Genomic DNA, 23,119 nt, shown 5'->3' with positions numbered 1-23,119 from the left:
AGGCTCCCGCAGGGAACCAAACGCCCCGTTCATCCGTAAGGATGGACGGGGCGGTGCATTGCGCACACGGACCCTGTGTGCCCGCGCGCGAGCCGTCGTACGGAGAATTGAGGGGACCCCATGGACCAGGCGCCAGGCAGCCCGCAGGGCCCGCGGGACCAAGAACCGCAGAACGCGCAGAGCCTGCCCACCTGCTACCGCCACCCGGACCGCGAGACAGGCATCCGCTGCACCCGCTGCGAGCGCCCCATCTGCCCCGAGTGCATGGTCAGCGCCTCCGTCGGCTTCCAGTGCCCCGAATGCGTACGCGGCGGCTCCGGCACCGGCCACGCGCCGACGGCCACCCAGCCCCGCACCATCGCCGGCGGCACGGTCGCCGCGGACCCCCGGCTCGTCACCAAGATCCTGATCGGCCTCAACCTCGCCGTCTTCCTCGTCCAGATGTCGATGGGTGACCGCTTCACGGACCGCTTCGACCTCATCGGCCGCGCGTACGTCCCGATCCTCGGCTCGATCGAGGGCGTCGCCGAAGGCCAGTGGTACCGGATGCTGACGGCGATGTTCCTGCACGGCAGCTACATCCACATCCTGTTCAACATGCTCAGCCTGTGGTGGATCGGCGGCCCCCTCGAAGCGGCCCTCGGCCGCGCCCGCTACCTCACGCTCTACTTCGTCTCGGGCCTCGCGGGCAGCGCACTCAGCTACCTCCTCGCCGCCCCGAACCAGCCGTCGCTCGGCGCCTCCGGCGCCATCTTCGGCCTCTTCGGCGCGACCGCCGTCCTCATGCGCCGGCTCAACTACGACATGCGCCCGGTGATCGCCCTGCTGGTGATCAACCTGATCTTCACCTTCGGGTGGAGCAACATCGCCTGGCAGGCCCACATTGGCGGCCTCGTCGCCGGTGTCGTCGTCGGCTACGCCATGGTCCACGCGCCGCGCGAGCGCAGGGCGCTGATCCAGTACGGGGTGTGCACCCTGGTCCTGGCCGTCGTGCTGATCACCACGCTGGTGAGAACCGCTCAGCTCACGTGAGAGGGAGGGCTTGGCTCACCTGAGAGGGAGCTCGGCTCACCTGTGAACCGATGTTGTCCACAGATTGTGGCGGATCTTGTGCACGCTGTGTGGGAACTGCTGTGCCCCCTGTCACTGATCCTGGTTTTCCCAGGTCAGGCAGGGGGCGAACAAGCTTCCGGGTGCCGGTAGGTCAGTCATATCGGCGTCAACCTCGGATGAGTTATCCACAGATCGTCTTTCTTTTCCACCTCTGTGGACAAGTGCTGTGGATAACTCAGTGGATAGCCCTGGGCAGAGCTACGTCAGAGCTGATCCGAGGTGCTACTTCCACTGCGTGGAGACGCCGAATCCCGCCGCGATGAAGCCGAAGCCGACCACGATGTTCCAGTTGTCGAGGGCGTCGATCGGCAGGGATCCGTCCGTCACGTAGAAGATGACGATCCAGGCGAGGCCGATCAGGAACATGGCCAGCATGACCGGTGCGACCCAGCCGCGGCTGGTCAGCTTGATGTTGGTCGCCTGCTTCGCCGGGGGCGGCGTGTAGTCGGCCTTCTTGCGGATACGTGACTTCGGCACGAGGGTCTCTCCTGTCGATGCGCTGCGTGGCCGCGCAGGGAACTGGGGCGGGCTCCGGGGCAGCGTACAAGGGGACACTGAGTGCTCCCCCGGGCGTCCGTTAGCGTAGTGCTTCCGCGGCGCCGAAGGAGATAAGGGTACGTTGAGCAATTCTGCCGACTCCCCCGGGACGGGATCCAGTCCTGCCGGTAAACGCCGTTTCCGGCCCGTACGGGTACTCACCGCGGCCGTCTTCGCTCTCGCCGGCCTCATTTTCTTCACCAGCTTCAATACGGCCAAGGGCACCAATATCCGTACGGATACGTCCTTGCTGAAGCTCTCCGACCTGATCCAGGAGCGCAGCCACAAGAACGCGTCGCTGGATGATTCCAATGGCACCCTGCGTGACGACGTGGATGCGCTCGCCGGTCGTGAGGACGGCAGCAGCAAGGCGGAGGACGCCAAACTCGCCGCGCTGGAGAAGAACGCGGGCACCCAGAAACTCAAGGGCGAGGCCGTCACGGTCACGCTCAACGACGCCCCGCCGAACGCGACGGCCAAGCTGCCCGGCTATCCCGAGCCGCAGCCCGACTACCTGGTCATCCACCAGCAGGATCTGCAAGCGGTGGTGAACGCCCTGTGGCAGGGCGGTGCCAAGGGCATCAAGGTGATGGATCAGCGGCTGATCTCCACGAGCGCGGTGCGCTGCGTCGGCAACACCCTGATCCTCCAGGGGCGCGTCTACTCGCCCCCGTACAAGATCACGGCCGTCGGTGACCCGCAGAAGCTCCAGAAGGCGCTCGCGGCCTCTCCGGCGATCCAGAACTACATGGTGTACGTCAACGTCTACGGGCTCGGCTGGAAAGTCGAGGAGGACGGGACGGTGACTCTTCCCGGCTACTCGGGCACAGTGGATCTCCACTACGCGAAGCCGGTGGAGTAGGGGCGGCGGGCGTAGTACGCGAAGCCTGTGGAGCAGCTGCCGCCGGGGGGACCTTGTGTCGGTGCGAGTGGTCGTCAGGACGATCAGTGAGCTGTGCATCACGGTCGGTGCTCTGATCGTGCTCTTCGTGGTCTATGTGCTGTTCTGGACCGGTGTGAAGGCCGACAGTGCGATGGATCACCAGATCGATGTGCTCCAGAAGCAGTGGTCGAAGGGTGCGTCGGCCCAGAAGACGCAGGCGCCCTCGGGTGCCCCGGCCACCGCGAGTCCGAAGGTGCCCGCGCCGTACAAGTACGGCAAGCCGTTCGCGGTGATGTACATCCCGCGGCTTGGTTTCACGTGGAACAAGCCCGTGCTCGAAGGCACCGCCACGAGTGTCCTCAAGAAGGGGCTCGGCCACTACAGGGGGACGGCTCAGCTCGGGCAGACGGGGAACTTCTCGGTCGCGGGCCACCGGCGCACGTATGGCGATCCGTTCAAGGATTTTCCCGAGCTGCGGCGTGGCGACGCGGTGGTGCTGACCGACGGGACGACCTGGTTCACGTATCGGATCGACAAAGGCCCTTACAAAACGCTGCCCTCGGACATTGAGGTGATCAACCCTGTGCCACGTAAGTCCGGGTACACGCGTCCGGGGCGCTATCTCACGCTGACCACGTGCGACCCGGAATGGGGACACAGCCACCGGCTGATCGTCTGGGCTCACCTTGATTCCACGCAGCCTGTGGAGGCAGGGAAACCGGAGGCTCTGCGCCGTTAGTCTGGTGCAGTACGGCATGAGTCCGGTGGTGTGGGACGTGGCTCCGATGCCGTGGTGCGACGGAAGGGACGGCATGTACGGCTGGATCTGGCGGCATCTGCCGGGGAATGTATGGGTGAGGGCGCTGATCTCACTCGTACTGGTCCTCGCGGTGGTCTACGTGCTCTTCCAGTACGTCTTCCCGTGGGCCGAACCGCTGCTTCCCTTCAACGATGTGACGGTGGACAACCAGTGAGCACGCGGATTCTCGTCGTCGACAACTACGACAGCTTCGTCTTCAACCTGGTCCAGTACCTGTATCAGCTGGGCGCCGAGTGCGAGGTGCTGCGCAACGACGAGGTGTCGACCGCGCATGCCCAGGACGGCTTCGACGGGGTGCTTCTGTCGCCGGGCCCGGGCGCTCCGGAGCAGGCCGGGGTCTGTATCGACATGGTCCGGCACTGTGCCGCGACCGGTGTGCCCGTCTTCGGTGTCTGCCTCGGTATGCAGTCGATGCAGGTGGCGTACGGCGGTGTCGTGGATCGCGCGCCCGAGTTGCTGCACGGCAAGACCTCGCTGGTCGAGCACGGGGGCAAGGGGGTCTTCGCGGGCCTGCCGTCTCCCTTCACCGCGACGCGCTACCACTCGCTGGCGGCCGAGCCGGAGACCGTCCCGGCCGAGCTGGAGGTCACGGCCCGTACGCACGACGGGATCATCATGGGGCTGCGGCATCGTGAACTCCCGGTCGAGGGCGTGCAGTTCCATCCGGAGTCGGTGCTGACCGAGCACGGTCACCGGATGCTGGCGAACTGGCTGCTGGAGTGCGGCGACAAGGTGGCCGTGGCGAGGTCGGCGGGGCTCGCCCCGGTGGTGGGCAGGGCCACGGCGTGACCGCGCTGCGCCCCGAGCGCGACAGCTCCCCCTATGGCGGCGAGGCCGCGTACGGGGGCGCTGACGCGTTCGAGGGTGCGGGTGCGGGTGCGTTCGAGGGTGCGGGTGCTTTTGAGGCGGCGGTCGGGGGGCTCGCGGATCCGCTGACGGACCCTTTGCCGGTGCCGGGGCAGCGGCCGGCGGGGCAGCCGGAGGAGTGGTACGACCCGGAGGGGTACGCGACCGACTGGTACGCGGGGCAGGAGCCCGCGCAGCAGCAACGGCAGCAGGTCCAGCAACCGCAGCAGGTGCAGCAACCTCTGCGGCCGTCTCCGCCGTCGTACGAGGAGACGTACGCCCCGCCGCACGAGGAGCCGGTGGCCGTTCCGTACCAGGAGCCGGTCGCCGCTCCCTACGAGGAACCGTTCGTCGTGCCCTTGCCGTTGGACGACGAGACCGTGGCGCTGCGGATCCCGGACGCGCCACGAATAGCTGAGAACGGGCCCACAGCGGCGCCTGGCGGCCGTGCGGCGCGCCGGAAGGCGGCAAGGCGTCAGGGGCGGCGCGGGGGCGCTCAGGAGCCCCAGGAGTCCCACGGGTCCCAGGAGTCGGCGGAGAAGGCCGCTGAGGGCGCTGAGGCGCCTCTGAGCCGGATGGAGGCCCGGCGGGCGGCGCGGGCGCGCAAGCCCAGTGCGGGTGTCATCGCGAGCCGGGTGATCGGCGAGGTGTTCATCACCACCGGCGTACTGATGCTGCTGTTCGTGACCTACCAGTTGTGGTGGTCGAATGTGCGGGCGCATCAGCAGGCGGGCAGTGCCGCGCACCACCTTCAGCAGGACTGGGCGAGCGGCAAGCGGAGCCCCGGGACCTTCGCGCCGGGGCAGGGCTTCGCCATCCTGCACATCCCGAAGCTGGACGTGGTCACGCCGATCGCCGAGGGCACGAGCAAGACGAAGGTGCTCGACCGCGGGATGGTCGGCCATTACGGCGAGGGCGCCACCAAGACGGCGATGCCGGATGCCAAGACGGGCAACTTCGGGCTCGCGGGGCACCGCAACACGCACGGGGAGCCGTTCCGGTACATCAACCGGCTGAAGCCGGGCGACAAGATCGTGGTCGAGACGCAGGACGACTACTACGTCTACGAGATGACGTCGATCCTGCCGGTGACGCAGCCGAGCAATACGAGTGTGCTCGACCCGATACCCAAGGGTTCGACTTTCACCAAGCCGGGCCGCTACATCACACTGACCACCTGCACGCCGGAATTCACCAGCAAGTACCGGATGATCGTCTGGGGCAAGATGGTCGAGGACCGGCCGCGCAGCAAGGGCAAGCCGGACGCGCTCGTCAGCTGAGAGCACGTGAGACAACCTGAGACAGATCAGACGGGGCAGATGCACAGTGGCAGCGAGGACCGACCACGACGAGCGCGCCGAATCCGGATCCGCAGCCGACACCGGCGCTGAGGTGCCCGCACGTCGACGTCGCGGTTCCGGCCGCATCGCGATGGCGGTCAGCGTCTTCGGTGAGCTGCTCATCACCGCGGGTCTGGTGCTCGGCCTGTTCGTCGTCTACTCCCTGTGGTGGACGAACGTCCTCGCGGACCGCGTGGCGGACAAGCAGGGCGACAAGGTCCGCGACAACTGGGCGCAGGACAAGCGTGGTCCGGGTGCTCTGGACACGAAGGACGGCATCGGCTTCCTGCATGTCCCGGCGATGAAGAACGGCGAGGTCCTCGTCAAGAAGGGCACCTCGACGAAGGTCCTCAACGACGGCGTCGCCGGCTACTACACCGACCCGGTCAAGGCCGCGCTCCCGGCCACCGGCAAGGACGGCAACTTCACCCTCGCCGCCCACCGCGACGGCCACGGCGCCAAGTTCCACAACATCGACAAGCTGAAAAAGGGCGACCCGATCGTCTTCGAGACCAAGGACAAGTGGTACGTCTACAAGGTCTACGACATCCTCCCGGAGACCTCGAAGTACAACGTCAAGGTCCTCCAGCAGGTCCCCAAGCAGTCCGGCAAGAAGAAGCCGGGCCACTACATCACCCTGACGACCTGCACGCCGGTGTACACGTCCCGGTACCGATATGTGGTGTGGGGGGAGCTGGAGCGCGTGGACAAGGTGGACAGCGACCGGACTCCGCCGAAGGAACTGGGCTGAGGTGACTGAGTTACTGCAAGCAACTCAGTCACCTACGATGCAGAAGGCCCGAAGCCGCAACTTGCTCTTGCGGCTTCGGGCTCTTTCAGTTGTGTCCGGGGACGCCTACTGGAGGACGGACAGTGGAACTCCCGCGCTCCACTTCTCCAGGTGGGCGCGGTCCACGAGGGTGACGCCGTAGCTCTCCGCGATGGCACGCGCGTCGGGCGTGAAGGATGTCGTTGCGACGAAGAGTGCCACGTCGGCCGCGTGCTGGACGTGTGAGGCGCCGAGGAACTTCTGCAGTTCGCCGCTCCACACGGGGCGGTATGGCGCGAAGCTCTTGCACTGCGCGACGACCGTGCGACCGTCGGCGGTGCACGCCGTGACATCCACTCCCCGGTCACCCGGACCGCCGTGCACGATGACCTCCGTGCAGCCGTCGCGGCGCAGCAGAACGGCGATGTGGTGCTCGAACTCCCGCCAGTTCATGGCGTCGATGGAGGCCATGATTCCGGTGTACTGGCGTGGACCACGGGTGCGTTCGAGATCGGTGATGCGGGTGTCGTGGTTGCACAGCCGCTGCTCGACCCGTTGGACATCCTCGCGGAGGGCGATGAGTTCCTGACGGTGTTCGCCCGAGGTTTCGATCAGGGCGTTGAACATGGGGACGACGGTCTTGCCGAGGATGTGGGTGATGCGCTGGTCGATGCGGTCGTCGAGTGTGCGGCTCGTGCCGGAGGCCTGGGTGTCGACTGGGCGAGTGCGCGCCAGGTACTCCATGTCGAGGAGGTAGGTGCGGACCTGGCGGGCGACGTCGCTGTCGCGGAGGAGCATGGCGATGTTGAGCACGGCTCGTCGGGAGTAGACGGTGAGACTCCGGCGGGCCTGTGGATAACTCCCCAGCGAGAGTGACATGTTGTCACTCTCGAAATTCCGCAGGTCAGCGCCACGCAGTACGACCAGTCCGTTGACCTCCAGTTCTTCACGGTGGCGCTTTACGAGCTGTCGGACGGCCTCGACGGTGACGCCGAAGTACGCCGCGACCATAGCCGTAGTCACGTGCATGCCGTCCGGCAGCAGCGACAGTGCCTTGACCTTGTCGAGTACTTCCGTGCGTTCCAGCACGCTTCCCCGCAGCGCTTTCGATTCCAACAGAGCCGCTTCGTCGATCACGTACTGCCCCTTTTGTTCGTGTCGTGGCCGTGTGGCCGGGGCAGAGCTGTGCTTCCCCACCCCATGCCTTCAACGAGTCGGGAAGTAGGAAGATACGGTCGAATCTCGTACAGAAGGTCGTATTAGTCAGGGCGGCGCGCTGAACGAGCTGTGCCCCGCCCGGAGAGTTCCGGGCGGGGCACAGTCGTGTTCAGGCGGGGCTTCAGCCGGTGGTGCCGCCGAAGATGTTGGTGCCGCCGTTGTTGTTGCCGTTGCCGCCCGCTGCGGTCAGGTTGATCGCGGTGCCCGGGTTGACCGGAGTGCCGGCCTGCGGGTCCGTGCTGATGACGATGGCGTTGTCGTCCTGGGAGCCGCTGATGTTGCCGACGGTCAGGCCCGCGGCCTCGATGGCCTTCTTGGCGTCCTTGAGGCTGCCGCCCGCCACAGTCGGCACGGCGACCTGCGTCTTGGCCTTGCCGATCTGGATGGTGACCGTGGAGCCGGGGTCGGCCTGAGCGTTGGCCGACGGGGAGGTCTGGATGACCTTGCCGACCAGGTTGGCGTCGTCGGTCTCCACCTCGGTGCACGAGGCGACGAGGTTGCTGGCCGTCATCTGTGCCGTGGCCTCGTCACAGGTCTTGCCGCTGACGTCGGGGACCGTGACCTGCTGCTTCTTCTTGGCGACGGTGAGGGTGATCGTCGATCCCTTCTGCACCTCCGCGCCGAGCTCCGGGTTCTGCTTCAGGACGAGGTTCTCGGTCTCCGTGGATTCCTCGTACTTCGTCTTGATATGGAACTGGTACTTGTCGGCCCCGAGGATCGACGTGGCTTCGTCCAGGGTCTTGCCGGTGACGTTGGGAACGACCACCTTCGGCGCCCCGGTCGACACCACCAGATTGATCGTGTCGCCCTTCTTCACCGTCGTGCCCGCCGTCGGATCCTGCGAGCAGACGTTGCCCTTGGGCTCCTCCTCGCAGGCCTGGTTCTTGCGCACGAGTGTCAGATCGCGGTTCTCCGCCATCTTCTTGGCTTCGGCGTACGTTTGGCTCACGAAGTTGGGGGCCTTGAACGTGTCGTTGCCCGCGTTCTTGCCGCTGAACGCCCACTTGCCGATCAGGATCGCGCCGATGAGGACGAGGACGCCTGCCACGACCAGGAGGATCGTCGAGGTGTTCGACTTCTTCTGGCGGCGGCGGTCGGGGCGGTCGTCGTAGCCGTAGCCGCCGTCGTCCGGGCTCATCGGGGGGAGCATGGACGTGGCCTGGGCGTCCGTGGAGCGCAGGGCGGTCGTCGGCTGGTCGTCGGGGTAGCCGCCGTAGCCGACGGAGCCCATGGCCGCGGTGGCCGCGACGGGCTGGCCGTCGAGGCAGGCCTCGATGTCGGCGCGCATCTCGTCGGCGGACTGGTAGCGGTAGTCCGGGTCCTTGACCAGGGCCTTCAGGACGATCGCGTCCATCTCGGGCGTGATCTCGGGGTCGAAGACGGACGGGGGCTGCGGTTCCTCACGTACGTGCTGGTACGCCACCGCGACCGGGGAGTCCCCGATGAACGGCGGGCGGACCGTCAGGAGCTCGTACAGGAGGCAGCCGGTCGAGTAGAGGTCGCTTCGCGCGTCCACCTGCTCGCCCTTCGCCTGCTCCGGCGAGAGGTACTGGGCCGTGCCGATGACGGCGGCCGTCTGCGTCATGGTCATGCCGACGTCGCCCATCGCGCGGGCGATGCCGAAGTCCATGACCTTGACCTGGCCGTTGCGCGTGAGCATGACGTTGGCCGGCTTGATGTCGCGGTGGACGATGCCGGCGCGGTGGGAGTACTCCAGGGCCTGGAGGATCCCGATGGTCATCTCCAGGGTGCGCTCGGGCAGCAGTTTGCGCCCGGAGTGCAGCAGCTCGCGCAGTGTGGACCCGTCGACGTACTCCATCACGATGTACGGGATGGAGGTCCCGTCGATGTAGTCCTCACCCGTGTCGTACACGGCGACGATCGCGGGATGGTTGAGCGAGGCGGCCGACTGGGCCTCCCGGCGGAAGCGGGCCTGGAACGACGGGTCGCGTGCGAGGTCGGCCCGCAGCGTCTTCACCGCCACCTGACGGCCGAGCCGGGTGTCATGCGCGAGGTAGACCTCCGCCATGCCACCACGGCCGAGCACGTGGCCCAGCTCGTACCGGCCGCCGAGGCGACGCGGCTCTTCCATAGCTACCTACCAGCCCTCTCCGTCGGTCCCGACCGCACCTTTGTGTGGTCCGGCGGTGTGCCGTCCGGGCATACCGTACCCGGCTCGCCTTCTGTGACCTGGCCAAGACCGTCACCCGTGACAGGACCGGTATCGCAACGTGCACCGATGTGAAGGGGACGTGAGCGGGGTCACTTCTTGCTGTCGATGACTGCCTTCATCACGTCCCTTGCGATGGGGGCGGCGAGGCCGCCACCGGAGATGTCGTCACGGTTGGCGCTGCCGTCCTCGACGACGACGGCCACGGCGACCGGCGAGCTGTTGTCGCTGAGCTTGGCGTACGAGATGAACCAGGCGTACGGCTTCTCGCTGTTGTCGACGCCGTGCTGGGCGGTGCCGGTCTTGCCGCCGACGGTGACGCCGCTTTCGTTGATCTGGGCGTTCTTGCCGGTGCCGCTCTTGACGACCGTCTCCATCATCGACTGGAGGATCTGGGCGTTCTTCTCGGAGAGCGGCTGGCTCAGCTTCTGGGGCTCGGTCTGCGAGATGACGTCCAGGCTCGGGGCCTGGAGCTTGTCGACCATGTAGGGCTTCATCAGCGTGCCGTCGTTGGCGACGGCGGAGGCCACCATGGCCATCTGGAGCGGGGTCGCGGCGGTGTTGTACTGGCCGATCGAGGACAGCGCGGTCTGCGACTTGTTCATGTTGTCGGAGAAGACCGACGCGCTGGAGCGGACCGGGGTGAACTGCTCGGAGGTGAAGCCGAACTTCTTGGCCTCCTCCAGCATCTTGGCGTTGCCGAGGTCCGAGCCGACCTTGCCGAAGACGCTGTTGCAGGAGACCCGGAGCGCGGTGCGCAGGGTGGCGTTCTTGCAGGGGAGGTTGCCCTCGTTGGGCAGCACGGTGGTGGTGCCCGGCATGGTCCACGGGTCGGGCGAGGTCGTGTTGGTGTCCGCGTCGGGGACCAGCCCGTTCTCCAGGGCGGCGGCCGCGGTGACGACCTTGAAGGTGGAGCCCGGCGGGTAGGTCTCGCGCAGCGCCCGGTTGAGCATCGGGTCGTCGGCGTTGTTCTTCTTCTGGAGCTTGTTCCACGCCTTGGCGTCGGTGGTCGTGGAGTTGCCGGCGAACGTCGACGGGTCGTACGACGGGGTGGAGGCCAGCGCCAGGATCGCGCCGGTGGACGGGTCGATCGCGGCGACGGCGCCCTTCTTGTTGCCCAGACCCTCGAAGGCGGCCTTCTGGGCGGCGGCGTTGAGAGTGGTGACGACGTTGCCGCCCTGCTTCTTCTTGCCGGTGATCATGTCGAGGGTGTTGCGGAAGAAGAGTCGGTCGTCGTTGCCGGTGAGGATGCCGTCGTCGATCTTCTCGAGCTGGTTGGCGCCGAAGGCCTGCGAGGCGTACCCGGTGACGGGCGCCCACATCGCGCCGTCCTTGTAGGTGCGCTTGTACTCGTAGTCGCCTGTCTTGGACTTGACGGACCCGGTGATCGGGTTGCCGTCGACGATGATGTCGCCGCGCGGGGTGGCGTATCGCTCGATGTTCACGCGGCGGTTGGCCGTGTCGGTGCGCAGTTCGTCGGCCTTGACGTACTGGAGCCAGTTGTCGCGGATGAGCAGGGCGAGGACGAGGAGCCCGCAGAAGACGGCGATCCGGCGCAGGGGCTTGTTCACGGGCGGACCACCTGGGTCATCTCGGCGTCGGGATTGGGGGCGGGAGCCGGGGCCGGGCGGCGCGCGGTGTCGCTGATGCGGATCAGGATGGCGATCAGGGCCCAGTTGGCGATGACGGAGGAACCGCCGGAGGCGAGGAACGGCATGGTCATACCGGTCAGCGGGATCAGGCCCATGACGCCGCCGGCGACCACGAAGACCTGGAGTCCGAAGGCGCCGGACAGGCCGACGGCGAGGAGCTTGCCGAACGGGTCGCGGGCGGCGAGGGCGGTGCGGATGCCGCGCTCCACGATCAGGCCGTAGATCAGCAGGATCGCCATGACGCCGGCCAGGCCCAGTTCCTCGCCGAAGGTGGCGAGGATGAAGTCGGAGTTGGCGGCGAACCGGATGAGTTCGGAGTGGCCCTGGCCGAGGCCGGTGCCGAGGGTGCCGCCGGAGCCGAAGGCCCACAGGGCCTGCATGGACTGTTCGGAGTGGACGCCGGGGGCGCCGGACTGGCTCAGCGTGTACTCGCGCATGGGGTCGAGCCAGGCCTGCACACGCGTTTTGACGTGCGGTTCGAAGCTGGCCACGCCGACGGCGCCGGCCGCGGACATCAGCAGACCGAAGACGATCCAGCTGGTCCGCTCCGTGGCGACGTACAGCATGATGATGAACATTCCGAAGAACAGCAGCGACGTGCCGAGGTCGGTCTCGAACACCAGGATGAGGATCGAGATCATCCAGACGACGATGATCGGGCCGAGGTCGCGGCCGCGTGGCAGGTACAGGCCCATGAAGCGGCGGCTGGCGAGGGCGAGCGCGTCGCGCTTCACCATCAGGTAGCCGGCGAAGAAGACCGCCAGCACGATCTTCGCGAACTCGCCGGGCTGGATGGAGAATCCCGCGACCGAGATCCAGATCTTGGCGCCGTAGGTGATGCTCGCGCCGAGGCCCGGGACCAGCGGGAGCAGCAGCAGGACCAGGGCGCCGACCATGGAGATGTAGGTGTAGCGCTGCAGGACGCGGTGGTCCTTGAGGAAGATCAGCACGACGGCGAACAGGGCGATGGCCAGTGCGGTGTACATCAGCTGGCGCGGCGCGGCGCTGCCGGCCTGGCCGATCGACTGGAGCAGTTTGGACTGGTCGAGCCGCCAGATGACCACCAGGCCGAGCCCGTTGAGGAGCGTGGCCAGCGGCAGCAGCAGCGGGTCCGCGTACGGGGCGAACTTCCGTACGACGAGGTGGGCGACGCCGGCCAGCAGGCCGAGGCCCAGGCCGTAGCTCAGCAGGCCGGTGGGCACCTTGTCGTCGATGGCCAGGCCCACGTTGGCGTAGGCGAAGACCGGGATGACGACGGCGAACACCAGCAGTGCCAGCTCGGTGTTGCGTCGGCTCGGTGCGCCGATCGAACCGATCGTGGACGTGTGGTGCGTCGGCGTGTTCGTACTACTGCTCATCGTGTGACAGGGCCCCTCACGGCTGCTTACTGCTTACCGCACAGCGAGACCAGCTTCTGCTCTTCGGTGGAGAGGCTGGGGCCGGGTGTGGGAGTGGGTGCGGTCGTGGACTTGGAGGACGACGGTGCCGAGCTCGTCGGGGTCGGGCTCGGGCTGGACGTGGCCTTGGACGTCAGGGAGGTCTTTGTGGTTCCCGTGGTTCCGCCGGCCTCGCCCTCGCCGGTCTTGGAGTTGTTCTCGCTCTCGGCGGCGCGGCGCTGGGCGTCCTTCTTGCACGCGGAGGCCTGCACGGCGAGCTCGTCGATCTTGGAGGTGGCGTCGCTGAGGCCGCCTTCGGCGATGGTCGCCTTGACCTGCTTCTGCTGGTAGGGCGGCAGGTACTTGAGTTCGATCTCGGGGTGGTCCTTCTCCACCTTCGAGAGCGAGACCCAGGCCAGGTCCTGGCTGATGCCCTGGTACAGCGCGACGTGTTCGCCCTTGGTGCCGACGTAGTACTGCGTCTGGGTCCAGCGGTAGCCGCCGTACAGGCCGCCGCCGATGACGGCGAGCGCGAGGGTGATGTAGAGGCTTCTCTTCAGCCACTTGCGTCCGGCGCGCGGCTTGACGAAGTCCTCGTCGGAGTAGTCGCCGAAGCCGCCGGTGGGTACGTAGCCGGTGGTGTCGCCGCTGCCGGGCGGGCCGAACTCGCCGCCGCCCTGTCCGGGCACCGGGCGGCCGAGGTGGGAGGCGCGGCCCGCGGGCGTCTGCATGGCGCCGTTGTCGTGCATCTGGAGCTGGTTCTCGGCGACCGCGCCCACGACGACCGGGGTGTCGGAGAGCTGCCCGGCGAGGGTGTCTCCGCCGTCGATGTCGAGGACGTCGGCCACGATGACCGTGATGTTGTCGGGGCCGCCGCCGCGCAGCGCGAGCTGGATGAGCTCCTGCACGGTCTCCTGAGGGCCCTGGTAGCTGGCGAGGGTGTCTTCCATCGTCTGGTGGGAGACGACGCCGCTGAGGCCGTCGGAGCAGATCAAGTACCGGTCGCCGGCGCGGACTTCGCGGATGGAGAGGTCGGGCTCGACGTGGTCGCCGCTGCCCAGCGCGCGCATGAGGAGGGACCTCTGCGGGTGGGTGGTGGCTTCCTCTTCGGTGATGCGTCCCTCGTCGACGAGGCGCTGCACCCAGGTGTGGTCCTGGGTGATCTGCGTCAGTACGCCGTCACGCAGCAGGTAGGCGCGGGAGTCGCCGACGTGGACGAGGCCGAGGCGCTGGCCGGTCCAGAGGAGAGCGGTGAGGGTGGTCCCCATGCCTTCGAGCTGGGGATCCTCCTCGACCATCATCCTGAGCTGGTCGTTGGCGCGCTGCACGGCGGTGCCGAGCGAGGTGAGGATGTCGGAGCCGGGCACGTCGTCGTCGAGCGCGACGATCGTGGAGATCACCTCGGAGCTGGCGACCTCACCGGCGGCCTGGCCGCCCATCCCGTCGGCGATCGCGAGCAGGCGGGGACCGGCGTAGCCGGAGTCCTCGTTGCCCTCGCGGATCATGCCTTTGTGCGATCCGGCGGCGAAGCGCAGTGACAGACTCATGCGCACCTCGCCCGTCGGCTCCGGGTACATCCGCACGGTGCCCACCCTCCGGTCGGGAGCGCGCCGGGGTCCGTCGTGTGGACCGCCGCTGCGTGCTCGCTCCGCTCGCGCTCATTCATGACGTAGCACTACTTCCGCAGCTCGATGACGGTCTTGCCGATGCGGATCGGCGCGCCCAGCGGAATGGGCGTGGGAGTCGTCAGCCGGCTCCGGTCGAGATACGTGCCGTTGGTGGAGCCGAGGTCTTCGACGATCCACTGGCCGTCCCGGTCCGGGTAGATCCTGGCATGGCGGCTGGACGCGTAGTCGTCGTCCAGCACGATGGTGCTGTCGTGGGCGCGGCCGAGTGTGATGGTCTGCCCCTGGAGCGCCACCGTCGTACCCGTGAGGGTGCCTTCGGAGACGACCAGTTTGGTGGGGGCGCCGCGGCGTTGCCGGCCGCCGCCGCTCGGTGCGGTCTGCTGGCGCTGCTGCGGCGGCGCGGACTGGCGCGCTGCCGGCTGCTGCCTGGAGGCGTCCCGGCGCGAGCCGCGCTGTGTGACGCGCGTTCCGAACAGGTCGCTGCGGATGACCTGCACGGCCACGATCACGAACAGCCACAGTACGGCCAGGAAACCCAGCCGCATGACCGTGAGGGTCAGCTCTGACATTGCCCCCGCTTCACCCTTCGGCTTGCCGGTAAATGATGGTGGTGCTGCCCACGACGATCCGCGAGCCGTCGCGGAGCGTAGCGCGGGTGGTGTGCTGCCCGTCCACCACGATGCCGTTGGTGGATCCGAGATCCTGGATCGTCGAGGGCGTTCCGGTCCGGATCTCACAGTGCCGGCGGGATACGCCGGGGTCGTCGATCCGCACGTCGGCTTCGGTGCTGCGGCCCAGCACCAGCGTCGGGCGTGAGATCTGATGGCGGGTGCCGTTGATCTCGATCCAGTGCCGCATGCGGGTGCCGGGCTGTGCGCCCGCTGCCGCGGCGGGCCGCTGGCCCATGGGCGCGGGTCCGGGGCGGCCGCCGGGTGGCGGCGCGGACGGCATGGGGGGAGCGGCCGCGGGCGGGTAGCCGTAGCCACCCTGGCCCTGGCCGCGCGGGGCTGCCGGGCCGGGGCCCGCGGGGGCGCGCTCGGGAGCCTGCTGGCTGCTGGAGGAGGCGAGCGTACGGCTGCGTACCCGGTACAGACCGGTGTCGAGGTCGTCGGCCTTCTCCAGGTGGACCTTGATGGGGCCCATGAAGGTGTAGCGCTGCTGCTTGGCGTAGTCGCGCACCATGCCGGCGAGTTCGTCGCCGAGCTGGCCGGAGTAGGGGCTGAGGCGCTCGAAGTCCGGCGCGCTCAGCTCCACGATGAAGTCATTGGGGACGACGGTCCGCTCGCGGTTCCAGATGGTCGCGTTGTTGTCGCACTCGCGCTGGAGTGCTCCCGCGATCTCCACCGGCTGGACCTCGGACTTGAACACCTTGGCGAAGGTGCCGTTGACCAGACCTTCGAGACGCTGCTCGAACTTCTTCAGGACTCCCATGGGGCACCTCCTCCTTCGTAGCCGTCCTGGTACAGCTTGCTGTCGTCTTCGTCTTCCTGATCCCGCTGGCCTTGCTCGTACTGCTTACTGATCGTATCCACGCGTCGGGAAATCGGCTGGTTCCCCCTGTCGGCCCGGTCGACGGTTGTCGACGGCTTCCGAAGTCCCCTCCCGAGGTTCCCTCCGGGACACCTCTTCGAACTCGTCCCGGCACTACTCCTGCCATGGATCGTAGAGGCGCTCCACGACCAGTGTCCCGCACCTGACTGTGCGGCCCGTCCGGCTTCTGGGGAGATGCGCTGGACCGGTACGAGGTTGATACGTGAACCGGTTCTGCCTGAGACGTGCGGCGGGCGCCGGGGCCGGGACGGGGGAGGTGGCCTGCGCGGGAGCGCCTGCGGGGTGGGTGCGGGGCGGTGGGAAAGGGATGTGATTCCACTCCTGGCAGCGTGCTAATCTTCTCGATGTCGGCAGGCGCTCACACCACTTGGTGAGAGACGGACGACACAGCGAATGCGCGAGTGGCGGAATGGCAGACGCGCTGGATTCAGGTTCCAGTGCCCGCAAGGGCGTGGGGGTTCAACTCCCCCCTCGCGCACCAGAGGGAACGGGTCCCACCAGAGACGAAAGTCCTGGCGGGGCCCGTTTCTCGTTGTTCGCAGTTCGTACGGGCGGCCCCGACGGTGAGGTATCTCACGGTCGGGGCCTTCGTCGTCAGTGCGTGTCAGTGCCGTGCGCCGAGGTTCTTCTTTGTCGAGGAAGTGGATGACCATGGATCTCAAGCAGGAGCGAGCGGTCCGCACCCGCAACCAGATCCTGCGGGCGGCCGCCGAGGTGTTCGACGAGAAGGGCTACGACGGCGCGAGTGTCTCCGGCATCGTCAAGCGCGCCGGGCTGACGCTGGGAGCCCTGTACTTCCACTTCGAGTCCAAGCAGGCGCTGGCCGAAGCCGTGATGAACTCCCAGCCGCAGGCCATCGAACCGCGACTGCACTCCGATGGACTGCAGCGGCTGGTCGACATCACCCTCGTGTGGGCCCGCCGCTTGCAGATCGACCCGGTGCTGCGCGCCGGCGTCCGCCTGGCCGTCGAGCAGGGCCGTTTCGGCATGAGCGACGTGACCTCCTTCGATAACTGGAAGCAGATCATGACCGGCCATCTGGAGACGGCCCGGGCCGAGGGAGACCTGCGCGAAGGTGTCCTCCCCCGGACGGTCGCGCACTTCGTGGTCGGAGCCTGCACCGGAATCCAGCTGTACTCGCAGCTGCTGACCGGGCGGGCCGATCTCATGGACCGCACCTGTGACATGTGGCAGCTGCTGCTGCCCGGCATCGCCACACCGGAGGCGACGGCGCGGATCGTCGTCGCCCCCGAGCGCGGAGCCGTCGAGTAACGCTTGGCCGAAGCGGTTCCGGGTCCGCCGCCTCGTGACGCTGTCCGGAGGGGTTACGCCGCGAGGCGCTCGGCGAGCTCCTTGGCCTTGGCGGCCGCGTCGTCGAGGGCCTTGGTGCGGGAGGCCTCGAAGAGGGGGATCAGCTCGGACATCGCCGGGTTCTGCGGCGCCATCGTGAGCTCCGGGACGATGAAGTCGAGGTCCAGGGCGAGCGTGTCGCGCAGGATGGCCTCCAGGTAGTTCTGCACGTACTCGTAGGGCTCGCGCGGGGTGCCCGGCGCGTAGGAGCCGCCGCGGCTGGCGACCACGGTGACCGGGGTGCCCTTCACCTTCGACTCCTCGGTCATGGCGGTGCGGCCGATGAGGAGCACGTTGTCCAGCCACGCCTTGAGGGTCGAGGGGATCGAGAAGTTGTACATGGGCGCGCCGATCAGGATCGCGTCCGCCCGCTCCAGCTCCTCGATGAGCCGTACGCGCTCGGCGAAGGCGGCGGCCTGCTCCGGGGTGTGGGTGTCCGGAGCGGCGAAACCGGCGGTGTGGGCGTCGGCGCTGATGTGCGGCACGGGGTTCGCGGCGAGGTCGCGGTAGATCACCGTGCCCTCCGGGTGCTGCTCCTCCCAGGCCTTGCGGAAGGCGTCCGTCACCGCGCGGGAGGCGGAGGCGGAGCCCGGGAACACGGATGAGTCGATGTGGAGGAGGGTGGCCATGGGGTTCTCCAGGTAAGAGGTGCTGCGGGAGTCCGGGGGTGGGCTTCCCTTTCGTACTGGACTATAGATAACACAGCTACTTACTTTTTTTCATCCCCTTCCGTGGACCCAGTACCCTGGACCCATGCCGGAACGGGGAAGCCACGACGCAGGCGCGTGCCAGAAGGTCGACGACGGCATGACACGGGTGTTCCAGCTGCTCGGAAAGCGCTGGACGGGCCTGGTCGTGGCCGTCCTGCTGCAGCGCCCCGTCCACTTCGCCGAACTGCGCAGAGCGATCCCCGGCATCAGCGAACGGATGCTCTCGGACCGGCTCACCGAACTCGGCGCGGCGGGACTGGTCGTGCGCGAGGTCGACGAAGGCCCCCCACTGCGGGTCTCGTACCGCCTGACGGAGGCGGGTGCCGCACTGGAACCCGCGCTCAAGGAACTGGGGTCGTGGGCGGAGAGGTATCTGCCGGAGAGCGGGCCGTGCCCGGGATAGCTCCGGAAACGGTGGCTGTCCTTCTGTGACGGCGTAGTTGTCCACAGGCTGTGCCGTGGAGTTGTCCACAGGGTCTGACGCGTTTCGGCGACCGGCTGTACGGTCAGCACGAGTTGATGTTCGTGCACGGGGGAGGCGGTCGGAGTGACCGAGCTCGGTACAGCGGTTCCGGCGCAGCAGGCGCGGCAGGACCAGCAGCAGGAGCCCACGGCTTTGGGGGTACGGCGATTCGCGGTGCCGGGATTCGCCGCGTGGCCCGCGCAGGGCTCGCCCAAAGAAGAGGGGAAGACGCTGCGCGGGCGGGTGCCGCGCGAGGCGCACGCCGAGCTGACGGCGGACACCGGCCGGCCGGACGCCGTGACCGCGGTCCAGGAGTCCAACCTCGGCCGGATCCCCGAACTCACCCCGATACGGGTCGGCAGGATGGCGGCCACCCCCTTCGCGTTCCTGCGCGGTTCGGCCGGCCTCATGGCGTACGACCTCGCACGCACCCCCGTGACCGGCATCGGCGCCCAGATATGCGGTGACGCGCACGCGGCGAACTTCGGCCTGTACGGGGACGCGCGCGGCGGCCTCGTCATCGATCTGAACGACTTCGACGAGACGGTGCACGGCCCCTGGGAATGGGACCTGAAGCGGCTCGCCACCTCGCTGGTGCTCGCGGGCCGCGAAGCCGGAGCGGACGAGGACGCGTGCCGGGCCGCCGCGCACGACACCGTGGGCTCCTACCGCCGCACCATGCGCCTGCTGGCCAAACTGCCGGTACTGGACGCGTGGAACGCGATCGCCGACGAGGAACTCGTCTCGCACACAGACGCCCACGATCTGCTCGGCACCCTGGAGCGGGTCTCGGAGAAGGCGCGGGCCAACACCAGCGGACGGTTCGCCGCGAAGTCGACGGAGGCGGTGGAGGGCGGCGGCCGCCGGTTCGTGGACGCGCCGCCGGTGCTGCGCCGGATAGCCGACGCGGAGGCGGCCGCCGTCGCGGCGTCCCTGGAGCACTACCTGACGACGCTCTCCGAGGACCGCCTCCCGCTCCTCGCCCGGTACGCGGTGCACGACGTCGCCTTCCGTGTCGTCGGCACCGGCAGCGTGGGCACCCGCTCCTACGTCGTGCTGCTCCTGGACCACCGCGGCGAACCCCTCGTCCTCCAGGTGAAGGAGGCCCGCGCCTCGGCGCTGCTCCCGCACCTGGCGACGGCCGGGCACGCGATACCCGAGGTGCCGCACGAGGGCCGCCGCGTGGTCCTCGGCCAGAAGCGCATGCAGGTCGTCAGCGACATCCTGCTGGGCTGGACCACGGTCGACGGCCGCCCCTTCCAGGTACGCCAGTTCCGCAACCGCAAGGGCAGCGTCGACCCCGCCGCCCTCGCCGCCGACCAGATAGACGACTACGCCCGCATGACCGGCGCCCTCCTCGCCCGCGCCCACGCCCACAGCGCCGACCCCCGCCTCATCGCCGGCTACTGCGGCAAGAACGAGGAACTGGACGAGGCCGTCGCGACGTTCGCCGTGACGTACGCGGACCGGACGGAGGCGGACCACGCGGAGCTGGTGGGGGCGGTGCGGAGCGGGCGGATCGAGGGGGAGATGGGGGTCTGAGAGGGGGGTCTGAGAAGGGGAGGCTGGCGGGAGGGAAGGGGGAAGGAGGGGAGGGGGGAGGGGGAGGGAGGGGGGCGGACCAGGCCGAGGCGTCGGGGCCGTGTCTTACGCTGGTCGCGTGACGACGCCCGAAGCCGAGCAGACCGAGCCCGAGCCCGCCGCCGAGGAGCCGCGGGAGCGGTCCGGTGCCGGGGAGGCCGTGACCGCGGACCCGACTCCCGAGCAGCCACCGGTCGAGCAGACCGGGACCGAAGGGGAGGCCCGGCCCGAGGAGCGGCTCGAGCGGGCCGTGCGGGCGGCTGAGCAGGCGTTGATCGAGTTCGAGATCGCGGTGGAGACCTTCCGGGTCGAGGTCGAGAACTTCTCACGACTGCACCACCAGAAGCTCGGGCCGATGTACTCCCGGCTCGACGAGCTGGACGCCCAGATCGCCGAAGTGCGCGCCGCACGCACCGGCGACCCGGAGGACATACGCAAGGCGGACGAGGCGCGAGCCCGAGTCATGCCCATGCCCGGCGTCGAGGAGCTGTTCCACGGCTGGATGGACTCGGAGGGTCTGTTCCCCGAGGCCGTGGCGATGCTCACCGACCAGCCCGTACGGCCCCCGCAGCGCGTGCGCCCCAGCGAGGAGGCCCGCAAGCTCTACCGCGAGCTGGTCCGCAAGGCCCACCCCGACCTGGCGCAGGACGAGGACGAGCGCAAGCGGCGCGACGAGTTCATCGCCCGGGTGAACGCCGCGTACGGCCGGGGCGACGAGGTGCTGCTGCGGGAGCTCTGCGAGGAGTGGGCCGCGGGTCCCGTCCCCCAGGAGTGGAAGCCGAGCCGCAGCGAGGAGCTCTACGCCCGTCTGGAATGGCTCTCCCAGCGCAAGGAGATGCTCGCCTTCGTCGCCCGCGAACTGGAGGAGAGCGCCATCGGCGCGATGCTCCAGCTGGCCCCGGACGACCCGGATCGCCTGCTGGAGGAGATCGCCGAACAGCTGCTGGCCCAGGTCGAGGAACGCGAGGCCGAACTGGCGGAACTGATCGCCGACCAGACTCCCTGACCTTCCTGATCTCCCCGACCTCCTTGATCTTCCTGGCCTCCCCGTCTTGCTGAAGGGGAGGAAAGGGATCAGGTCGTCGGCACGGTCAGGTAGCGTCGGAGGCATGAGTTTCGGAGTTGGTGTGCCCACGGTCGAGGTCGGAGATCTCGCGGACGGAGACTTCCTGCTGGACGTCCGGGAGGACGACGAGTGGGAGGCAGGCCATGCCGCAGGGGCGCTGCACATCCCCATCAGTGAGTTCGTCGCCCGCTACGGCGAGTTGACCGAGGCTGCCCCGCAGGACGGCCGGGTCAACGTGATCTGCCGCTCCGGTGGCCGTTCCGCCCAGGTCACGCAGTACTTGGTCCAGCAGGGCATCGACGCCGTGAACGTCGACGGTGGCATGCAGATCTGGGCAGCCGTCGGCCGCCCGGTCGTGGACGACAAGGGTCAGCCGGGCTTCGTGCTGTAGGCAGGTCCGGGTCCCCGTGACCACCGGAGGCACCCGGCGGTGAAGCTGTGCGCGAGCCGACGTTCTGGCGTGGGCTCGCGCGGCCACCCGGTCCCGAATCCGTTGGCTATGGAGCGGCCCGGCGCTCAGCCCAGCGGATGCGCAGCGAGCAGATCTCCCAGCGCCTCCTCATGCGCCGCCGCCGGTCCGAGGGACAGCTCCAGCTGCTTGGCCCAGGCGTGGTACCGGTGCAGCGGATAGTCGGTGTCGGCACCGAACCCACCGTGCAGATGCTGCGCGGTCTGCACGACCCGCCGTACCCCTTCGGACGCCCAGATCTTGGCGACGGCCACGTCCCCGGACGCCGGAAGCGCACCCCCCGCCCCCGTACTGATCCGCCACGCGGCCTGCCACAGCGTCACCTCCATGGCGCGCAGGTCGATATAGCGGTCGGCGGCCTGCACGGCGACCGCCTGGAACGTGGCGACCGGGAACCCGAACTGCTCCCGCTTGCCGGTGTACGCACTCGTCATCCCGAGCACGCCCTCCCCGAGCCCGAGCGCCAGCGCACACGTCCCGGTGGCCAGCAGCTCGCGCAACCACTCCCACGCCCCCTCCGCGTCGATGACATCCCGGGCGGCGATCCGCGCGGACTCCAGACTCAGCTCGCCGAGCCGCTCACCGCTGGTGGAGATCTGCTCGGCGAGCGCGACCCCTTCGTGGACGCGGGGCACGAGCGCGAGGACGGTCCGGCCGGCCTCTGTGTGCGCGGGTACGAGGGTGAAGTCGGCGTTGTACGCCCAGGGAACCGCCGTCTGCACCCCGTCCAGCACCCACACGTCACCGTTCTCACCGTCCTGCCGTGCGGTCACGGCGAGTTCGGCCGGGTCGTGGCCGGTGCGGCCGTTGGCGGCGACGGTCAGCACGCGTTCGCCCCGGCCCGCCCGCGCGAGCAGCTCCGCCTTCAACTCCGCACCGCCGTAGGTCTGCACGGCCACCGCGGCCGCACAGCTCTCCAGTAGCGGCACGCGAGCCAGCACCTTCGCCGATTCGCGCAGCACCAGGCACAGCGCGACCGCGTCGAGCCCCGCCCCGCCGTACTCCGCGTCGAGCAGCAGGCTCAGCAGGTCCGCGTGGGCGAGCTTCGACCACAGCGCCCGGTCGAAGTCCTCGGCGACGGCGCCCGCGGTGAGCGCGGGGCTGGGCACCCCGTCCGGCGCGACCCCGGCGAACACCGCCTTCGCCGCCTCGACCGCCGCCTGCTGCTCCTCGGTGAAGGTGAAGTCCACGGGTCCTGTCCTCCCACGCGCCGGCCCACCAACCAGGCGGGACGCCCGATCTGACGGAGCGTCAAGATAGAACAGGTTCTACAAGAAGGGAACGGTCGGCCGCCGCTCACCACGGTGCGCTACCGATGTCGCCGTGCGGTCCCCGTCGCCCCCCACTCCCTGCCAGCCGACCAACCGATCGTTCGTTTTGCTCAAATCAATGCTCGGCCGAGCGCCGTAAGGTGTCAACCGCTGTGGATAACCTCGTGGGCACCGGTGTGATCGCTGTGTCTCTTGGGGCTGTGCCGGGTGGCCTGGTCTGAGTACGGTGCCCCTGCGAACGTCGCGGTGCGGAGCGGCGTGGCGGTACGGTGCCCGCGGCCCGGCGGCCGGCATCGGATTCGGGAT

The 23,119-nt window shown here is 68.4% G+C and carries 22 protein-coding genes and 1 tRNA gene; 13 read left to right on the top strand and 10 right to left on the bottom strand.

The annotated features are described in order from the left end of the window. Positions 1-120 precede the first annotated feature (120 nt). Positions 121-1,032 carry a rhomboid family intramembrane serine protease gene (locus OIC96_RS24130; protein WP_330305828.1) on the top strand — a complete coding sequence of 304 codons (912 nt, stop codon included), beginning with the start codon at positions 121-123 and terminating at the stop codon, positions 1,030-1,032. 303 nt (positions 1,033-1,335) lie between these two features. Here OIC96_RS24130 and crgA read toward each other — a convergent pair whose 3' ends face one another. Continuing rightward, on the bottom strand, positions 1,336-1,590 hold the full coding sequence (gene crgA / locus OIC96_RS24125; protein WP_099502056.1) for a cell division protein CrgA: 255 nt from the start codon (positions 1,588-1,590) through the stop codon (positions 1,336-1,338). 142 nt (positions 1,591-1,732) lie between these two features. Here crgA and OIC96_RS24120 point away from each other — a divergent pair, with 142 nt between their 5' ends. The 6 genes from OIC96_RS24120 to OIC96_RS24095 all read left to right on the top strand — a co-directional run bounded on the left by OIC96_RS24120 (position 1,733) and on the right by OIC96_RS24095 (position 6,290). Further along, positions 1,733-2,512: a DUF881 domain-containing protein gene (locus tag OIC96_RS24120; RefSeq protein ID WP_330305829.1), complete on the top strand. Its 780-nt coding sequence runs from the start codon at positions 1,733-1,735 to the stop codon at positions 2,510-2,512. Between the two features lie 61 nt (positions 2,513-2,573). Further along, complete coding sequence (locus tag OIC96_RS24115) at positions 2,574-3,272, top strand: class E sortase (RefSeq protein ID WP_330305830.1); 699 nt, start codon at positions 2,574-2,576, stop codon at positions 3,270-3,272. A 46-nt stretch (positions 3,273-3,318) separates the two neighbouring features. Then, positions 3,319-3,507, top strand: coding sequence for a hypothetical protein (locus OIC96_RS24110; protein ID WP_327435107.1), 189 nt, complete (start codon positions 3,319-3,321; stop codon positions 3,505-3,507). Further along, positions 3,504-4,142, top strand: coding sequence for an aminodeoxychorismate/anthranilate synthase component II (locus OIC96_RS24105; protein WP_327430118.1), 639 nt, complete (start codon positions 3,504-3,506; stop codon positions 4,140-4,142). Before OIC96_RS24110 ends, OIC96_RS24105 begins: the two co-directional genes overlap by 4 nt. Then, positions 4,139-5,479 carry a class E sortase gene (locus tag OIC96_RS24100; RefSeq protein WP_330305831.1) on the top strand — a complete coding sequence of 447 codons (1,341 nt, stop codon included), beginning with the start codon at positions 4,139-4,141 and terminating at the stop codon, positions 5,477-5,479. Before OIC96_RS24105 ends, OIC96_RS24100 begins: the two co-directional genes overlap by 4 nt. Before the next feature lie 46 nt (positions 5,480-5,525). Beyond that, the gene (locus OIC96_RS24095) at positions 5,526-6,290 is read left to right on the top strand and encodes a class E sortase (protein ID WP_406501802.1); all 765 of its coding nucleotides are present in this window, start codon (positions 5,526-5,528) and stop codon (positions 6,288-6,290) included. A 105-nt stretch (positions 6,291-6,395) separates the two neighbouring features. On the opposite strand, the gene OIC96_RS24090 is transcribed toward OIC96_RS24095, so the two are convergent. From OIC96_RS24090 to OIC96_RS24060, 7 genes are all read right to left on the bottom strand, one after another. Beyond that, the gene (locus tag OIC96_RS24090; RefSeq protein ID WP_330305832.1) at positions 6,396-7,445 is read right to left on the bottom strand and encodes a restriction endonuclease; all 1,050 of its coding nucleotides are present in this window, start codon (positions 7,443-7,445) and stop codon (positions 6,396-6,398) included. Positions 7,446-7,647: 202 nt separating this feature from the next. Further along, positions 7,648-9,618 carry a Stk1 family PASTA domain-containing Ser/Thr kinase gene (pknB, locus tag OIC96_RS24085; protein WP_330305833.1) on the bottom strand — a complete coding sequence of 657 codons (1,971 nt, stop codon included), beginning with the start codon at positions 9,616-9,618 and terminating at the stop codon, positions 7,648-7,650. Between the two features lie 170 nt (positions 9,619-9,788). Beyond that, positions 9,789-11,267, bottom strand: a complete 1,479-nt coding sequence (locus OIC96_RS24080) for a peptidoglycan D,D-transpeptidase FtsI family protein (RefSeq protein WP_330305834.1) — start codon at positions 11,265-11,267, stop codon at positions 9,789-9,791. Beyond that, positions 11,264-12,706, bottom strand: coding sequence for an FtsW/RodA/SpoVE family cell cycle protein (locus OIC96_RS24075; protein ID WP_330305835.1), 1,443 nt, complete (start codon positions 12,704-12,706; stop codon positions 11,264-11,266). Before OIC96_RS24075 ends, OIC96_RS24080 begins: the two co-directional genes overlap by 4 nt. Positions 12,707-12,732: 26 nt before the next feature. Next, positions 12,733-14,301 (bottom strand): Stp1/IreP family PP2C-type Ser/Thr phosphatase, encoded by a 1,569-nt coding sequence (locus tag OIC96_RS24070; protein WP_330310195.1) that lies wholly within the window; start codon positions 14,299-14,301, stop codon positions 12,733-12,735. 98 nt (positions 14,302-14,399) lie between these two features. Beyond that, a complete protein-coding gene (locus tag OIC96_RS24065; RefSeq protein WP_330305836.1) occupies positions 14,400-14,921 on the bottom strand; it encodes an FHA domain-containing protein FhaB/FipA in 522 nt (173 codons plus the stop codon). A 10-nt stretch (positions 14,922-14,931) separates the two neighbouring features. Then, complete coding sequence (locus OIC96_RS24060; protein ID WP_330305837.1) at positions 14,932-15,783, bottom strand: DUF3662 and FHA domain-containing protein; 852 nt, start codon at positions 15,781-15,783, stop codon at positions 14,932-14,934. A 515-nt stretch (positions 15,784-16,298) separates the two neighbouring features. Between OIC96_RS24060 and OIC96_RS24055 the strand changes: the two genes are divergently transcribed. Continuing rightward, positions 16,299-16,384 (top strand) — tRNA-Leu (locus OIC96_RS24055). A gap of 170 nt (positions 16,385-16,554) precedes the next feature. Further along, positions 16,555-17,175, top strand: a complete 621-nt coding sequence (locus OIC96_RS24050; protein ID WP_330310196.1) for a ScbR family autoregulator-binding transcription factor — start codon at positions 16,555-16,557, stop codon at positions 17,173-17,175. Between the two features lie 53 nt (positions 17,176-17,228). Here OIC96_RS24050 and OIC96_RS24045 read toward each other — a convergent pair whose 3' ends face one another. Next, a complete protein-coding gene (locus tag OIC96_RS24045; protein ID WP_330305838.1) occupies positions 17,229-17,882 on the bottom strand; it encodes an FMN-dependent NADH-azoreductase in 654 nt (217 codons plus the stop codon). Positions 17,883-18,006: 124 nt separating this feature from the next. On the opposite strand from OIC96_RS24045, the gene OIC96_RS24040 reads away from it, so the two are divergent. The 4 genes from OIC96_RS24040 to OIC96_RS24025 all read left to right on the top strand — a co-directional run bounded on the left by OIC96_RS24040 (position 18,007) and on the right by OIC96_RS24025 (position 21,464). After that, complete coding sequence (locus OIC96_RS24040) at positions 18,007-18,366, top strand: winged helix-turn-helix transcriptional regulator (protein WP_330305839.1); 360 nt, start codon at positions 18,007-18,009, stop codon at positions 18,364-18,366. Between the two features lie 144 nt (positions 18,367-18,510). Next, positions 18,511-19,968 (top strand): DUF2252 domain-containing protein, encoded by a 1,458-nt coding sequence (locus OIC96_RS24035; RefSeq protein WP_330305840.1) that lies wholly within the window; start codon positions 18,511-18,513, stop codon positions 19,966-19,968. A 118-nt stretch (positions 19,969-20,086) separates the two neighbouring features. After that, the gene (locus OIC96_RS24030) at positions 20,087-21,013 is read left to right on the top strand and encodes a hypothetical protein (RefSeq protein WP_330305841.1); all 927 of its coding nucleotides are present in this window, start codon (positions 20,087-20,089) and stop codon (positions 21,011-21,013) included. A 121-nt stretch (positions 21,014-21,134) separates the two neighbouring features. Next, on the top strand, positions 21,135-21,464 hold the full coding sequence (locus OIC96_RS24025; RefSeq protein WP_330310197.1) for a rhodanese-like domain-containing protein: 330 nt from the start codon (positions 21,135-21,137) through the stop codon (positions 21,462-21,464). A 125-nt stretch (positions 21,465-21,589) separates the two neighbouring features. On the opposite strand, the gene OIC96_RS24020 is transcribed toward OIC96_RS24025, so the two are convergent. Continuing rightward, a complete protein-coding gene (locus OIC96_RS24020; RefSeq protein WP_330305842.1) occupies positions 21,590-22,732 on the bottom strand; it encodes an acyl-CoA dehydrogenase family protein in 1,143 nt (380 codons plus the stop codon). Positions 22,733-23,119 lie beyond the last annotated feature (387 nt).

It is taken from the genome of Streptomyces sp. NBC_00775 (assembly GCF_036347135.1).
Lineage (GTDB): Bacteria > Actinomycetota > Actinomycetes > Streptomycetales > Streptomycetaceae > Streptomyces > Streptomyces lutosisoli.
This window is presented reverse-complemented; position numbering and strand designations above follow the sequence as displayed.

Coding starts and splice junctions, on each gene's coding strand:
- OIC96_RS24130 (WP_330305828.1), top strand. CDS start 121: ATGGACCAGGCGCCAGGCAGCCCGCAGGGCCCGCGGGACCAAGAACCG.
- OIC96_RS24050 (WP_330310196.1), top strand. CDS start 16,555: ATGGATCTCAAGCAGGAGCGAGCGGTCCGCACCCGCAACCAGATCCTG.
- OIC96_RS24045 (WP_330305838.1), bottom strand. CDS start 17,882: ATGGCCACCCTCCTCCACATCGACTCATCCGTGTTCCCGGGCTCCGCC.
- OIC96_RS24040 (WP_330305839.1), top strand. CDS start 18,007: ATGCCGGAACGGGGAAGCCACGACGCAGGCGCGTGCCAGAAGGTCGAC.
- OIC96_RS24110 (WP_327435107.1), top strand. CDS start 3,319: ATGCCGTGGTGCGACGGAAGGGACGGCATGTACGGCTGGATCTGGCGG.
- OIC96_RS24075 (WP_330305835.1), bottom strand. CDS start 12,706: ATGAGCAGTAGTACGAACACGCCGACGCACCACACGTCCACGATCGGT.
- OIC96_RS24060 (WP_330305837.1), bottom strand. CDS start 15,783: ATGGGAGTCCTGAAGAAGTTCGAGCAGCGTCTCGAAGGTCTGGTCAAC.
- OIC96_RS24070 (WP_330310195.1), bottom strand. CDS start 14,301: ATGTACCCGGAGCCGACGGGCGAGGTGCGCATGAGTCTGTCACTGCGC.
- pknB (WP_330305833.1), bottom strand. CDS start 9,618: ATGGAAGAGCCGCGTCGCCTCGGCGGCCGGTACGAGCTGGGCCACGTG.
- OIC96_RS24065 (WP_330305836.1), bottom strand. CDS start 14,921: ATGTCAGAGCTGACCCTCACGGTCATGCGGCTGGGTTTCCTGGCCGTA.